12 protein-coding genes are annotated in these 13,671 nt (G+C 57.5%); all 12 read right to left on the minus strand.

Features of this window, described 5'->3' with window-relative positions; translation table 11 throughout:
* Window positions 1-27 precede the first annotated feature (27 nt).
* Window positions 28-1,350 (minus strand): FAD-binding oxidoreductase, encoded by a 1,323-nt coding sequence (locus FY156_19475; GenBank protein ID UXS03733.1) that lies wholly within the window; start codon window positions 1,348-1,350, stop codon window positions 28-30.
* 75 nt (window positions 1,351-1,425) lie between these two features.
* Complete coding sequence (locus tag FY156_19480) at window positions 1,426-3,027, minus strand: ABC transporter ATP-binding protein (protein UXS03734.1); 1,602 nt, start codon at window positions 3,025-3,027, stop codon at window positions 1,426-1,428.
* 8 nt (window positions 3,028-3,035) lie between these two features.
* Window positions 3,036-3,848, minus strand: coding sequence for an ABC transporter permease (locus FY156_19485; protein UXS05154.1), 813 nt, complete (start codon window positions 3,846-3,848; stop codon window positions 3,036-3,038).
* A 71-nt stretch (window positions 3,849-3,919) separates the two neighbouring features.
* Window positions 3,920-4,870 (minus strand): ABC transporter permease, encoded by a 951-nt coding sequence (locus tag FY156_19490; protein ID UXS03735.1) that lies wholly within the window; start codon window positions 4,868-4,870, stop codon window positions 3,920-3,922.
* 66 nt (window positions 4,871-4,936) lie between these two features.
* Complete coding sequence (locus FY156_19495) at window positions 4,937-6,592, minus strand: peptide ABC transporter substrate-binding protein (GenBank protein UXS03736.1); 1,656 nt, start codon at window positions 6,590-6,592, stop codon at window positions 4,937-4,939.
* A gap of 194 nt (window positions 6,593-6,786) precedes the next feature.
* Window positions 6,787-7,479 carry an SDR family NAD(P)-dependent oxidoreductase gene (locus FY156_19500; GenBank protein UXS03737.1) on the minus strand — a complete coding sequence of 231 codons (693 nt, stop codon included), beginning with the start codon at window positions 7,477-7,479 and terminating at the stop codon, window positions 6,787-6,789.
* Complete coding sequence (locus FY156_19505; GenBank protein UXS03738.1) at window positions 7,479-8,006, minus strand: MarR family transcriptional regulator; 528 nt, start codon at window positions 8,004-8,006, stop codon at window positions 7,479-7,481. The genes FY156_19500 and FY156_19505 overlap by 1 nt, the downstream gene beginning before the upstream one ends.
* A gap of 462 nt (window positions 8,007-8,468) precedes the next feature.
* Window positions 8,469-9,758, minus strand: a complete 1,290-nt coding sequence (locus tag FY156_19510) for an MFS transporter (protein UXS03739.1) — start codon at window positions 9,756-9,758, stop codon at window positions 8,469-8,471.
* A gap of 6 nt (window positions 9,759-9,764) precedes the next feature.
* Complete coding sequence (locus FY156_19515) at window positions 9,765-10,433, minus strand: FadR family transcriptional regulator (protein UXS03740.1); 669 nt, start codon at window positions 10,431-10,433, stop codon at window positions 9,765-9,767.
* Window positions 10,434-10,561: 128 nt separating this feature from the next.
* On the minus strand, window positions 10,562-11,599 hold the full coding sequence (locus FY156_19520; GenBank protein ID UXS03741.1) for an iron chelate uptake ABC transporter family permease subunit: 1,038 nt from the start codon (window positions 11,597-11,599) through the stop codon (window positions 10,562-10,564).
* A complete protein-coding gene (locus FY156_19525; protein UXS03742.1) occupies window positions 11,596-12,606 on the minus strand; it encodes an iron ABC transporter permease in 1,011 nt (336 codons plus the stop codon). Before FY156_19525 ends, FY156_19520 begins: the two co-directional genes overlap by 4 nt.
* Window positions 12,603-13,571 (minus strand): Fe2+-enterobactin ABC transporter substrate-binding protein, encoded by a 969-nt coding sequence (gene fepB, locus FY156_19530; protein ID UXS03743.1) that lies wholly within the window; start codon window positions 13,569-13,571, stop codon window positions 12,603-12,605. The genes FY156_19525 and fepB overlap by 4 nt, the downstream gene beginning before the upstream one ends.
* Between the last annotated feature and the right edge of the window lie 100 nt (window positions 13,572-13,671).

A 13,671-nucleotide genomic window follows, 5' to 3' on the forward strand; every position in this document is an offset into this window, starting at 1 on the left:
TGCTTGTTCCTTTATAAAAAGAGAAAATCAGTAGTGAGGGGGCAGCTCGACGCCGCCGCGTTTGCTCATGAAATTGTCGACGAAGCGCATTTCGCGCAGCTTGTAGGTCGGGCCGTAATCCATCCACCACGGTGCTTCCTCAAGCGGTTCGACTTCGAGATCGAGGTCTTTCTCAGGGATGCCGATGGCCCAGTCAGCAAGGATACCGCCAAGCATCGTGCCTGTCGGGACGCCACGACCCGAAAGCCCGGTGAGCGCCACGACGCCAGGCGCAAGCCCGTAAAGGCGCGGCACCGTGCGGTACTGCATGTCGAGCTCACCGAACCAGAGATAGTCCCAGCGCACATCCTCGGTTATTTGCGGGTGCAGCCACTTCAGCTTGTCCGTCATAACCTTCTTCGTATAGTCGAGATCGCGTCCACGCGGTCCCATCAGAAACATCGAGGCGACGATGCGGTTATCTGCTGACCACTTGTAGCAATAGAAGTCACCGCGCCCATCAATCATCGAGGTGTTGCGTGGAAGAACCGTTTCTCTGAGCCTGTCCGAAAGAGGATTGGTGGCGCAGACGTAAACCGGCAAAATGCGGAAGCTTTTTTCAAGTTTTGGCCAGCCGTCGACGGTATAAGCGCCCGTCGCAAAGATCACCTTGTCGGCGATAACATGGCCGGTGCTGCTGGTGACCTTCCACTTGTCACCTTGCCGCTCGCAACCGATGGCAGGTGAACTGGTATAAAGTTTCGCTCCTTCCGAAATCACTGCACGAGCCAGTCCGCGTGCATATTTCAGCGGGTGGAGGTGCGCGCCTTCTTCGTGAAGCCAGCCGCCATACATGCGTGGCGAACCGGTAATCGCGATTGCCTCGTCACGGCTAAGAACGCGAGTGCGCGCGCCGACTTCGTTGTAACTGTCGGCCTTGTGCTGCAAATGGGGAATATGTCCCGGCCGCATCGCTCCAATGACAAGACCATTTTGAACCCATTCACAGTCGATATTGTAGTGACTGATATATTCAGCCGCCTTGTCTGCCGCCCTCGTCTGCCGTTTGATCAGACGCTCTGCGAAGGGCTGACCAACCAACGACCGAACCTTTTCCAGTTCGTAATAGGAAAAGGTCGGGCTGCAATGGCCGGCATTACGGCCCGAACCGCCGTAACCGGCTTCCTCCCGTTCAAGTACAGCGACGGAGACGCCCTTCCGTGCAAGCTCGATTGCGGTCGTCATGCCGGTATATCCCGCACCGACGATACAGACATCAACCTTCTTTTCTCCGGAAAGGCGTTCCGTCTCGGGGGCAGGCGGGGCCGATGCGAACCAGTAGGACGCATCGAAAGGCGAGAACTTTGGCATGTTTGATCCTTCTGCCTATATGCTTGGCTTCATAGGTCGATTTCTGAGATCATACGAGCGGCGCTGCGCCCATCATCAGGCGCTCCATCCCGGAATGGCATCCACAAGGCTCTTCGTGTACGGGTCCTTCGGAGCCGAGAAGAGTTCGTGGGCAGGAGCAAGCTCAACGAGACGCCCCCTCTGCAATACGGCAATACGGTCGCAGATCTGACTTGCGACCCGCAAATCGTGAGTGATGAAGATCATCGAAATGCGGGTTTCCTGCTGGATTTCGTCGAGAAGCTGCAGGACTTGCGCCTGGATCGAAACATCGAGAGCCGAGACGGCTTCGTCTGCGATCAGCAGAACAGGATTGAACATCAAAGCACGGGCAATACCGATACGCTGGCGCTGACCGCCTGAAAATTCGTGCGGATAGCGTTCAAGTGCCTGTTCGGGCAGACCAACTCGTTTCAGCAACCGGACGGCATTGGCGCGCGCTTCACCAAGCGAGGTTCCAAAGCTCATAGGGCCGCAAACCAGCGAATGTTCGATGGAATGGCGTGGATTGAGCGAGGCGAACGGGTCCTGAAAGACCATCTGGATATAGGGCCTCTTGCGCCGGAAACTGCTTTCCTTGAGCGGGACCACATCTTCACCATCGAGAATGATCTGTCCGGAATCACTGTCCAGCAGCTTCATGATCATACGTCCAAGCGTCGATTTTCCCGATCCGGATTCACCGACCACCCCTATCGTCTCGCCCTTGCGAAGAGTAAGGCTGACGCCATCCACGGCCTGCACGGTGCGTGCCTTGCCGAATAGACCGCCACCCGTCTTGTATGTCTTGTGGAGATCCTTGACGTCGAGAACTGTCGGCGCGTCATCCCGCATGGGTTTGCGCGCCTCTGTCCGCATCGTTGGAATGGCGGCGAGCAGACGCCGGGAATAGGGTTCGCGCGGGGTATTGAGCACCTGCTCGGCCGAGCCATGCTCAATGAGCCTCCCCTTTTCCATGACGATGACCTTGTCGGCAATATCGGCGACCACACCGAAATCGTGGGTGATGAACATCACCGCCATCTTTTTCTGCCGCTGCAGGCGTTTGATGATTTCGAGAATTTGCGCCTGCGTCGTCACGTCGAGTGCGGTCGTCGGTTCGTCTGCGATGAGCACGTCCGGATCGAGAGCCAAGGCCATGGCAATCATCACACGCTGGCGTTGGCCACCCGACAATCTGAACGGATACTGGTGCGCCATTGCAGGCGGATTGGGCAAGCCAACCATTTCAAGAAGCTCGATCACCCGCCCCCAGCGGTCAGCAGGAGCAGCATCGGGGTGGGTCAGCATGACCTCTTCGATCTGCTGACCGATTGTCATCAGCGGGTTCAGCGCCGACAGCGGATCTTGAAAGATCATGGAGACCACGCGGCCGTTAAAGCTCGAACGATCCTTTTCGCCGAGAGCCAGAATATCGCGATCGTGCAAGCGGATCGAACCACTCTCGACCTTGAGTGGCGGCGGCAGCAATCCCATCACGGCATTGGCCGTAACAGACTTTCCAGAACCGGATTCACCAACGATGCAGAGAATTTCGCCGGCCTCAAGCGTGAAGGATATGTTCTGGACAGCATGTGTGCGGTCGGCAACGCGTGGCAGGCTTACAGTCAGATCGCTTACAGTCAGGACAGGGGTCATTGGCAGCCTCACTTTCCATCACCGCGGACATCGAGCGCATCGCGCAGCCCATCGCCGACAAAGTTGAAACCGGTAACCGCCAGCGTGATCGCCATGCCTGGAACGATTGCGAGCCAGGGAGCCTTGTCGAGATATTGCTGAGCACCGTTCAGCATGTTGCCCCAAGAGGGTAACGGCGGCTGGATGCCGTAGCCGAGGAACGAGATGTAGGCTTCGAGAAGAATGGCATTGGCGATGGTGAGGTTCGCAGAAACGATGATCGGGCCCATGACGTTCGGCAGGATTTCTCGAAACATCACACGGCTTGGCGCCAGGCCCAGCATCGTTGCGGCCAGAACGAATTCCCGGTTGCGAAGCGAGCGAACTTCGGCATCGACCACGCGAGCCACCTGCATCCAGCTCGTGATCGCGATAATGACAGTAATCATCAGCGGACTTGGCTTGATAAAGGAGGCAAGCGTCAGCATCAGGAACACACTCGGGAAAGCGAGGAAGCCATCAACGATGCGCATCAATACTGCACCGATACGACCACCGTAGTAACCGGACACCGTGCCGACCAGCACGCCAATAACGGTCGATATAAGCATCGCCGCAACGCCTGCGGTCAGTGAAACTCGGCCAGCCATAAACAGCCGTGCCGCGACGTCACGTCCAAGAGGGTCCGTGCCGAAAATATGCGCACCGGTCAGAGGGGGAGCGTTGCGCGCCCGCAGATCGATAAAAAGCTGATCGTAGGGGATGAGCCAGGGGCCTGCGATACTGGCAAGGATCAGTACCGTTACGATGATCAGCCCAAGCACGGCCAGTTTATGCCGCATGAAGCGTGCAACAACACGGTTGCGTGGACGATGAGGAAGGACAAGATCTACAGTAGCCATCTCGGTCTTCCTCATGCCAGCCGGATGCGTGGATCGACGATTGCTGAGCAGATATCCGCAAGGAGGCTGCCCAGAACGGTAAGGATGGCAGAAAACATCAGCAGCCCCATGATCACGGGATAGTCGCTGTATCCGAGACTATCGAGGAAGAGGCGCCCCATTCCCGGCCAGGTGAAGACCGTTTCGGCCACCAGTGCGCCGCCAAGCAATTGCGGTATCTGCATGCCCGCCAGCGTTATCATCGGAAGGAGAGCATTGCGGGCAACGTGACGGCGCATGATGGTCTTGGTGCGCACCCCCTTGGCCCGTGCCGTCTTCACGAATTCCTGGCCGATCGCCTCCAGCATGGACGAGCGCATGTAGCGGCTCCAGATGGCGATGTTGACGAGCGCAAGGACCAGCGATGGCAAAATGAGGTGGTGGGCGTAATCCAACAAGGACTGGTCGCCGATGGTGTACATGTTACCGGCCGGAAACCAGCCAAGTCTGAGTGAGAAGATATAGATGGCGACGAGACCGAACCAGAAGGTCGGTATAGAGAGCGCCACCATGGTCGCAATCGTCATCGAATAGTCGAAAGCGGAATATCTCTTGATCGCACTTTTCATACCGATCCAGACACCCAGTCCGATCGCAATCGCTGTTGAGGTACCCATCAATAGCAGCGTCGCGAAGAGATGACCGCCGATGATCGACAGGACGGGACGCCCGTCGCGGAACGAGTTGCCCCAATCACCGCGAACCAGACCCCACAACCAGTCCAGATACTGTATGAGGATTGGCCGATCGAGCCCCATTTCGTGGGCGATGCGGTCGAGATCGACCTTGCTGATACCTGGCGTCAGCGCGAATTTCGACATCGGCCCACCCGGCGCCAGCATCAAAACGCAAAAGCCGATCAGGGAAACAATCAGGAACAGGACAAGGCTTTGCCCCAATCTGCCGAGCAGAAAGCGCAACATATAAAATCTCCGTCGTCGCGGTCGTAGCAGGAGGTAGGTCGGGCCTTGAAGGCCCGACCTGGCTAATTAGCTCCAGCGCCAGCTGTTGACATTCCAGCTGTCGATACGAACGTTGACGTTCGGCACGTAACCTTCGAAGCCCTTCTTGAAACCACGGAGGTCTGTAAATTGGTGCAGCGGCAGGAAGGGAAGTTCATCGCGGACCAATGCCTGTATCTTCGCATAGGTTTTTTTCCGCTCTTCCGGAACGAAGATGGCCGCACCTTCAGCAAGCAGCTTGTCGACATCCTCGTTTTTCCACTGCCAGGTATTTTGCCCTGCTCCGCCCTGCGCGGCGATCGACTTCGAACTGAAGTAATCGGATGTATCCGGATCGCCACCAGTCAGGAACACGATACCGGCAATCGCGCTCTGATACTGGGAGAGCATCCAGTGATCACCCCACATCACCGCCGGGGGAAGATTTCGGATCGTCATCTCGGCACCGATCTGAGCGAAGGTCTGCTGCAGAAACTGCTGCATCTGTTCGCGCAGGTGGTTGCCTGACGTCGTCGAGTTTTCAAACGATAGACGCAGACCGTCCTTGGCACGGACACCATCGCTGCCGAGTTTCCAGCCGGCCTCTTCCAGCAGTGCACTAGCCTTTTCGATGTTAAACTCGTGCTTCGGCAGGTCGCCATTATGGTAATAGGCCTGCTGAGGCATGTAGCTTTCGGTCGCAACAGGCAAGCCGAAATAAAGAGCATCGATGATCGATGCCTTGTCGACGGCCATATAGAGCGCCTGACGCACGGCCTTGTCCTGGAAGACGGGCAAACCGAGGTTCAACGAGAAGGTCTCGACCGGGCTGCCCGGGGCCTTGACGACGGTACGATCGGCAAGCGCGGACGCCTCTTCGTAGTGATCGGCACTGATCCCCTGCAGACCGACGATATCGAGGTCACCGGTCTTGAACTGTGTATACATTACCGTGAGGTCAGGAATATACTTGACAATCAAGCGCTCCACGAAGGGGCCATCGCCGTAATAGGACGTGTTGGCAGCCATTTCGATGTAATCGCCCGCAACGCGTTTTGTCCATTTGTAGGGGCCGGTACCGATCGGTGCGTTGTTGAACGGCGTGTTGTTGAGGTCGGCTGCGCCATCAAAGGCGTGCTTCGGCACGATGAAGGTTGAGGCCAGTATCGACGCATAGGGCGCATAAGGCTTTTCCATCGTCCAGGTCAGTTCCGTCGGCGAAACAACGGTCAGATCGCGAACGAGTTCGTGGCCAGTGTGGCGCCAGCTGTTGAACTTCGGGTTGACCAGAAGTTCCATGGTAAACTTCACGTCCTCAGCCGTCAGTGGCTTGCCATCGTGCCATGTCACGCCTTCGCGCAACTTGACCTTCCACTTCAGGCCATCTGCGGAAACGCCGCCATTGGCCACGGTCGGCACTTCGGCTGCCAGGCACGGGACGAACTCGCCACCATCGTCAACGCCGAACAAAGGATCGAACAGCGCGAAATACACGCCCTCGTCAACTTCGATATGGAGCAGATGCGGATTGAAGACCGTTGGTTCCTGGGAAAAGCCGAGGACGATCTGGCCCTTCGGCGCGTCCTGAGCACGAACGACGCTGGAGCCGAGAAGCCCAGACATCGCCGTCCCGGCAACACCGATGCCGAGCATGGCCAGAACCTGGCGTCTGCTGGCGTGGAAGTCATTGTTTCTGGTGGTCATTTTTGTTCCCCTTATTATTAGAATTGGTGGCGTCCGTTATCAGGACGATGCAATCCTTGCCCGATTGATCGGACAGGTACTTATGACTCCCTAAGCAAGGGCTTTGCCCTTTGCGGCCGGCTGGGCGGGTATCAGGCCCGCCGTCCCGGCTTCTCTTTTCGAATTGCAGCACCCGGCAAGGCGCCATGATCTCCTCAATAGAGTTGTTCGGCCCGCCAGTTGACGGTGATTTCTGCAACGCTTGCACGGTTAGGCAGGTTGATGGCGTAGGCAACGACATCGGCAACTTCATCTGCACTTGTCATGCTCGCCGCCTTCTCTGGCGCAAGCGCCAGACCCATATCGGTGGCGACGAAGCCCGGGCAGATCGCCGTTGCTCTAATGCCCTGCTCGAAGCCTGCCTGGCGAAGTCCATGGGCAAGCGCGACCGCTGCATGTTTGGTCAGCGCATAAGCAGAGGAATCCACTGACGCCACACGTTTTCCCGATAACGACGCGATGATGGCAATGCGGCCGCTACCGGATTTCGACAAGGCGGGAAACGCATATTTCGCCAGTCTCTGTGGCGCCCTGACATTGACCGCCCACATCGCATCCAGAGACGCGTCATCAATATCGATGACGGACTTCGCGACCATCACGCCAGCGTTGGCGACCACGGCATCAATGCGACCGAACCGAGCGAATGCTTCATCAACCCACTCGGCTTCGCCACCCTCCAGGGCGTCGTAGGGGTGGGTATGGATCGCCACATCGTCCGTCCAGTCATCCTGCGGTTGGCGTAATCCAAGCGAGATTTTCCAGCCATCGCGAAGGAGACGTTCAGCAATCGCCCTGCCTATACCCCTCCGCGCGCCACTGATCAGCGCTACGCGTTCCTCTGCCATCAACGCTCCCCTACCGGATGGGGCGCCATAACGAAACGCCAGTATATGCGCCGCAGAACACTCATCGCCTGCTCGTATTCGTCATCCGAAATATCGCAGAGGAACTTGCGGGACTCCTTGATGCGTTTGCGCAATTCGACAACGCATTCTTCGCCCTCCTCCGTCAGGAACAAAGACCAGGAACGAGAATCCTTCCGGCCGGTCTTTCGGCGAATAAGCCCGGCTGCCTCCAGACCGTTCAACGTGCGCGCCACCTCTGCGCGATCGCGCAAGTTAATCTGCGCAATCGCGGAAGGGTGAATGCCTGGGTAATTGGCGATCATGAAAAGGGCCGTAACTTTGCCAGTGCCCCGAATGGCTTCCATATCGGCAATGCGGGCGTCCCAATCGCGGCTGACTGCGATGTTAATGTCTCGAATGAAGTAGCTGAACGTATCGTTCAGGACATCGAGATCAATCGTCTCCGGAGAGACGACAATCCCTTCGCCAGGCCATTCGACATCATCGTTTCCACCAATGTCATTCATGAGTCTGCCATCCATTTGATTGAGATAATCAACTATAATTTAGTTGAGAGTGTCAAGCACTTTGCCTGAAAATATTTTGCCGGCTTGTCGACTTGTGGATAGGTGGCTCCTTTCTCGGAGGTATCGATTTGTTCCCCACGCAGAAAAAGGCGCCTAGTTGACGCCCCTTTTTCCAGTCGTTTGGATCTCACTGCATGTCCGAATAAGGTTTCACTTGCCTCAGGCCCGCAGGCTCACTCTTCAAGAGGTCGCTGCGGCGTTTAATTCCGCTAACTCGCTCAAGGTCGACTCCCAGGCTAGCGGCTCTGGAAAAGCTTTCGACATGTGCCACCTTGTCGCGCTGGTGATCGGTGCAATTGCGCCTTGCTGCGCCATGAGCGCAACAGCAACCTCGGATGACGGTACGCCATGTGCGGCGGAAACCGTATCAAGCGCGGCGAGACCTGCCGCCCGAATGTCGGCTCACATCTCGACAGTTTTCGCGTTCACGAAACCCGAACGCCCGGCGAACCAACCATTGACAGCAGCAACAGCACCCAATCCGACAAAAAGGACCGCGCACCAGGCAAAGCTGCCCGTCCAGCCCCGAATGACGCCAGCAACAAGCGGACCGATGGCCGCTAGGAGATAACCAACGCACTGGGCCATGCCCGAGAGATGAGCGGCAACATGTGGGTCGCGCGAACGCAATACAATCACCGTCATTGCTGCAGCGATCAATCCTCCCTGCCCAATGCCCTGCAGTACCGCCCAGAACCACACGGTCGAGAGCGGAGCAAATAGCAGGCCAATCAAAGCGACAACTGCGAACGCGCAAAGCGTAACATTGATGACACACTGGTTTTTACCGCGAACGGCGATATGCGGCACGACAAGGCACGACGCTGCCTGCACCATTACCGAAACTGATACGATAGCGCCGGCGGTAACACCATCAAGACCGCGATCGCGCAGGATTGGGACGAGCCAGCCAAAAACGCTGTAGGCAAGCGCAGACTGAAAACCCATGAACATCGTGACATTCCAGGCCAGCCTGTCGCGCCAGAGACCTTCGACACGAAACCCGCTGCGTGCCGATTTTCCCTTGGTCAACAGCACTTGCGGCAACCAGAGGGCACCGACCAGCAGTGCCGGAAGCGCCCAGATCGCCAATGCGCCATTCATTGAACCGCCAAGCATTTTCTCCAAAGGCAAGGTTAGCCCTGCAGCGCTCGCCGCCCCGGCGCAAAGCGCCATGGTGTAAAGGCCCGTCATCAAAGCAGCATTCTTGGCAAAGTCCCGTTTTACAAGACCCGGCAGAAGCACGTTACCGACTGCGATGCAGCCACCGGCAAGCGCCGTTCCGAGGAACAGGGCTGGAACAGAATGCAGACCACGCAAGGCCGTTCCAAGCGCCAGGAACAGCAACACCCCAAGCAGGGTCCGCTCTGAACCGATACGCTGGGCTAGGCGGGGCGCCAGCGGCGAGAAGGCGCCAAGGCAAAGGACAGGCAATGTCGTCAGGACACTCGCAGCAAACGAAGACAGGCCAAGTTCACTACGGATTTCCGGAAGCAATGCCGATGCGCTGGAAAAAACCGGACGAAGATTGAATGCGATGAGTACGAGGCTGGCGCCAAGCAGAACACGCCCCAAAGCACTCTGTCGTGGCGGCACCGGTGCCGGCACCGTGTCGATTTCGGCATCGACCAAGGTATCCTCGACCGGATCGTGGCCCTGGGTCTTTGTTGCCCCTAGAAATGAAGCAGTCATGATATTTTACAATCTGTCGAGAGTGGAGAAGATAGGGGCCATAAAGCTGCGAACTGCGACAGCGGCTTTGTCGGCATCACCGGATTCGATCGCGTCGACGATATCCGCATGGGCCTGCATATCGGGTTCGGGCACTTCTGCGCGCAGTGTCGCCTGAATTGTCTCAGCGATGGAGACCGAAAAGAACTCGTAGATTTCGACCATCGCGCGGTTTCCAGACGCCGCGACAACTGCCTTGTGGAAGGCGAGATCGCGCACGATGAACGCGGAATTGTCGCCGCCCTCGTAGTTGCCCCGTTCAGCCAGCAGGCGCCGCAACTCGCCAATGATGGCGGGTGTTCGTCGTATCGCAGCCAGTCGTGCAGCCTCGACGTCCAGAGCGCAACGCGCTTCAAACTGATCGCGTAGGCTTGCACGCCGCGCCATGGTCAAGGTTTCGGTCGGGTCGGTTACGGAAAGCACGTAGGTGCCAGAGCCCTGTCGTGTTTCGAGGAAACCCTGTGCCACGAGGACACGGACGGCCTCGCGCACGGTACCGCGACTGACAGAAAGCATTGCCGACAGCCCCGCCTCGTTAGGAAGCTTGTCACCGATCACCCAGCGACCCGCGACAATCTCACCTCGTATGGCTTGAGCTGCCTCTTGCGTCAGGCTGGATCTGCTTACGGTTTGCATGACGATCATCTATTCATCAAATCATCAGATGACTTGATGAATATATGCTGTCAGCAGGGGAGTCAATCGGCGCACCGATACGAGTGCACATATCAATTGTCAGGCATAGATTGCCGATCCGTCCGGCGTTATCCCTTTCCCCTGCGGGCCAGAATCCACAAAAGATAGACCCCACCGATCATGCCGGTCATAAGTCCGATCGGCAGGTTGAGATTAAGTGGTAGCCGTTGCGCCAGGAGATCCGCGCAAAGGAGAAGTGTTGCCCCCATCAACGCACTCGATAACAGTGGCACCTGTGGTGCATGCGTCAGGCGTCGGGCAAGTTGCGGAGCAATCAAGGCAATGAAGGCTATGGGGCCGGCGGCAGCTGTAGCAATGGCAGTCAGCCCGACACCCATCATGACCATTAGAAAGCGGGTGCGCTCCACATTGACACCGAGCTGCCCAGCCGTATCATCACCCATCTCAATGACGTCCAGTCGACTTGCATAGGTGAGAACGAATGGAATAACCGCGAAAAGGCCAATCGCCGCCGGTAGGACATGCGACCAGCTTCGCGTACTGAGTGAACCGCCAAGCCAGAGCTGTGCGGACATGGCCTGGTCAAGGTCTCCTTTCACAAGTAGCACCGTATTCAGGCCTGAAAGAACGGCACCGACCCCGATACCGACAAGCACAAGCCGATAACCGCCACTCGATTGCCCTTTCATCGCCAGGCTATATACAAGTCCAGCAGCAGCGAGCCCCGCCACCACGGCCGCCGCCGCAGTCTCCAACGCTCCAGCATCAAAAAGAATGATCTGAACGATGGCGCCCGTCGCGGCGCCCGTGGTGAAGCCGAGTATGTCAGGTGACCCAAGCGGATTGCGTGAAATCGACTGAAAGATTGAACCGGCCGCGCCAAGACAAGCTCCAACCAGCGCGGCTGTGAGAACCCGTGGCAGCCGGACTCCAAGCACGATGCGCTCGGCAGCGGGATTTTGAGTGGCACCAAGGAGCGTTTCCAGCACCTCTTTCGGACTGAACTTGAGACTCCCTGTTCCCAGAAGAAGCATGGCAACAATTGTCGCCGCTAGCAGCAAGCCGAAGCAGACAATGATGCTCCTTGGTCTCCAGATGATCGATACGTTGCCGAAGCGGAACACAGGCGGAAAACCACTTCTCATGCTTTCCCCAAACGAAAATGACGGGCGGCGCAGATGAAGGACGGTCCCCCGATCAACAGAACGACAATTCCCGCAGCAATTTCCTCGGGCGCAACCACGATACGGCCAACGATATCGGAGAGCAGCAGAACGCATCCCCCAGTCAGCCCGGATACCGGTATTGTCCAACGGCAATCAGGTCCGATAACGCTGCGTGTTATCTGTGGTGCGACCAGCCCCAGGAAGGTTATCGGACCAGCTGCTGCGGTTGCAGCCCCTGCCAGAAGTGTCACCGCGCCACACGCCCCAATCATTGTAGCGCCAGCGCTGGCGCCAAGTGATCTGCCAAGCTCTTCTCCCAAGGCGATGGCATTCAGATTGGATGAAATTGCCATGGCGATGATGGAACCGAACACGACTGCAAGGGCTAGCACGCCCGCAATGTCGAAGCCTCTTCCTTCGACCGAGCCCGCGGCCCAGTTTCTGAAATTGTCGAGAACGTCTACCGGCGCATTCAGGACGACCACACCAGTGACCGAGCCAAGAACGATGGAAAGCCCCGCACCCGCAAGCACCAGACGCACCGGATCGGTTCCACTTCTTCCGGCACGACCGAGCAGCAGGACCGCGCAGGCAGATGCGGCTGCTCCGGCAAAGCCCAACCAGACGTAGCTAGCGATGTCATGGATGCCGAGAACCACGACACCAAAAATAACAGCGGTCGCGGCACCGGCGTTAACACCGAGCAAACCCGGTTCGGCGAGCGGGTTGCGGGTGACCGCCTGTGTGAGAGCACCGGCTACGCCAAGCGCAACACCGGCCAGTATTGCAATAAGCGTTCGCGGTGCGCGCAACGACCAAATGATCAGATGCTCATCGATGGCCGGATTATATGCCAGAAAAGAAGCCCTAACGGTCTGCAGGTCGATGTGCCTGGAACCGAGACCAAGGCTTGCGACCGAAAGCACGATCAGGAAGCCAAAGAGCCCCGCAGTGACCGCAATTCGACGGGCGCGACGTGACGTCATGGTTTGCGCATCGAATCGACAACAGTATCAATCATCTGACGTCCCGAGTAATAGTCGATGCGAAACGACGACTGACCGAGGGGATAGACCCGCCGATTGATGACTGCCGGAAGGTTGGCGAGGATAGGGTCAGCCAGAAACGCTTCAACATCCTTCGGGCTTGCGCGCAACAGGAAAACTGTATCGCCTGTGATCGCTGCCGGCAGATTTTCGTGGGAAATGAAGTCAAAGTCGCTTGACCGGGTGACGCCACCACGCAAGGTGTCGGGAAGCCCCGCCACGGTCATGCCGAGCGATGACAGGACTTGCGCTTGTGCGCTCTCAGGCTTGCCGATCGAATAGCTGCCACCGATGTTGTAACCGACAACAGTGACCTTACCAGCCGCCAAAGCAAACTTCGTGGCCGCGTCGGCTGCGTACTGATCAAACTCCTTTATGGCCGCTTCAGCTTGCTCTTCCCGTCCGGTCGCACGTCCCAACTGACGCGCGACATCTTGCCAGCCGTGATTGGCATAATCGACAATCATCACCGGCAGATGCTGGTGGTTCAGCTCCGCATAATGTTGAGCGACGCTGTCGGCACCGGTTGATGAGCCGATGATCAGATCCGGGTTCCATCCGATAACCGCCTCGATATCGAACACAAGATTTCCGTAGAGAACCTCAACACCGCGTTGATGAGCGACATCTGACCATTGGGAAAAGAAGCCGGTCGCATCGGTCATTCCACTTGGTGTTGTTGCAGCCGAAGCCACCACCGGCGCCCCGATGGCAAGGAGGATACCAGTCAGGCTAGGTGCTGTCGAAATGATCCGCTTAGGCTTGGCCGGCAACGTCAGCTTTCCCTTGGCGTGTTCGATCGCACGCGGCCAATCCGGTTGCGCAGCCAAAGCATGACTAAAGGGAGCGGTTGCGGACAGTGTCAGGCAAAGTCCTATGAACAGAAACGTTCGGCGTCTGGCCATGAGGTGCTCCAGGTACAGGCGCGGCGCAGGCGCTCGGGAAGCGCCAACCGCAAAACATGATGAATCTAGTCAATATTTTCGGTGGCCATATTGCAGAATG

The sequence above is a fragment of the Agrobacterium tumefaciens genome (assembly GCA_025559845.1).
GTDB lineage: Bacteria > Pseudomonadota > Alphaproteobacteria > Rhizobiales > Rhizobiaceae > Agrobacterium.